Origin of the sequence: Protofrankia sp. Cr1, assembly GCF_963555865.1 — a bacterium.
Classification (GTDB): Bacteria; Actinomycetota; Actinomycetes; order Frankiales; family Frankiaceae; genus Protofrankia.
Map to the genome: position 1 here is coordinate 1,158 of NZ_CAUVXO010000708.1, position 1,355 is coordinate 2,512.

At 67.5% G+C, this 1,355-nt stretch carries 1 protein-coding gene; it reads left to right on the forward strand.

All coding sequences use genetic code 11. From position 1 onward, the window contains the following. Nucleotides 1-24 precede the first annotated feature (24 nt). Complete coding sequence (locus U9980_RS28340) at nucleotides 25-1,338, forward strand: nucleotide sugar dehydrogenase (protein ID WP_322750722.1); 1,314 nt, start codon at nucleotides 25-27, stop codon at nucleotides 1,336-1,338. The last annotated feature ends 17 nt before the right edge of the window (nucleotides 1,339-1,355 follow it).

Here is a 1,355-nt window from a genome sequence, read left to right on the forward strand (position 1 = left end):
CGTTAGGTCTGTCACGATCTGTATATGAGTCGTTGCGGAAAGTTGGTGGTGGTGGGTCAGGGCTATGTGGGCCTGCCGCTGGCGATGCGGGCGGTCGAGGTTGGCTGGTCCGTGGTCGGGATCGAGATCGACGAAGGCCGGGTCAAGCGCCTGGGAATCGGCGAGTCGTACGTGGAGGACGTCCCGGATTCGACGGTGGCCGCCGCTCTGGAGAGCGGCCGGTACTACGCATCGTCGAACTATGAGGACGCCGCCGGGTTCGACGTGGCTGTGGTGACGGTACCGACGCCGTTGCGTGAAGGTATCCCGGATCTCTCCTACATCGAAAGCGCCGGGCGCAGCCTCGGTGCGCGCCTCGCGCCCGGGGCGACCGTGGTGCTGGAGTCCACGACCTACCCGGGAACCACCGACGAACTGTTCGGGCCGATCCTGGAAGAGTTCTCCGGGCTGGTCGCCGGGGGCTCCTTCTTCCTCGGGTACTCGCCCGAGCGGATCGACCCGGGCAACCCGACCTGGAACCTGGTCAACACTCCGAAGGTGGTCTCGGGGATCGACGTGGCGTCGCTGCGGGCCGTTCGGGAGTTCTACGACACCCTTGTCGAGCGGACCGTGCCGGTGGCCTGCGTGCGCACCGCGGAACTGACCAAGCTGCTGGAGAACACCTTCCGGCACGTCAACATCGCACTGGTGAACGAACTGGCGATGTTCGCCCATGAGCTGGGCGTCGACGTCTGGGAGGCCATTGAGGCGGCGGCGACGAAACCGTTCGGCTTCCTGCGGTTCAGCCCCGGCCCCGGGGTCGGCGGGCACTGTCTGCCCATCGACCCGTCCTACCTGTCGTGGCGGGTGCGCCGTAGCCTCGGGCGCAGCTTCCGGTTCGTGGAGCTCGCCAACGACGTCAACGACAACATGCCCGACCACGTCGTACGGCGGGTCGTGGAAATACTCAACCGTCGTCGGATGGCCGTGAACGGAAGCCGGATTCTCCTGCTGGGTCTGGCCTACAAGAAGAACACCGGTGACGCGCGGGAGTCCTCGGCGGTGCGGGTCGCCGTGCTCCTTGATGCGCTCGGCGCGGACGTGCGGGCCGCGGACCCGCACGTCGACGACTCGTGCCTGCCGTCGGGGGTGACCTTCGTCGAGGCCGACGCCCAGGAACTGGCCGCCGCCGACCTGGTGGTCGTCCTGGTCGATCATGACGCCTTCGGGCGGGACCTGGTGGCACGCTACGCCCGTGCCGTGCTCGACACCCGCTGCTGGTTGCCCTCACCGCGGTCCGCACGCCACGACGGCACCGCGGTAGCCGCCGAAGGCGAAGCCGACATCACGCTCCTGTAACGTAACTACAGGTGGTC

Coding starts and splice junctions, on each gene's coding strand:
- U9980_RS28340 (WP_322750722.1), top strand. CDS start 25: ATGAGTCGTTGCGGAAAGTTGGTGGTGGTGGGTCAGGGCTATGTGGGC.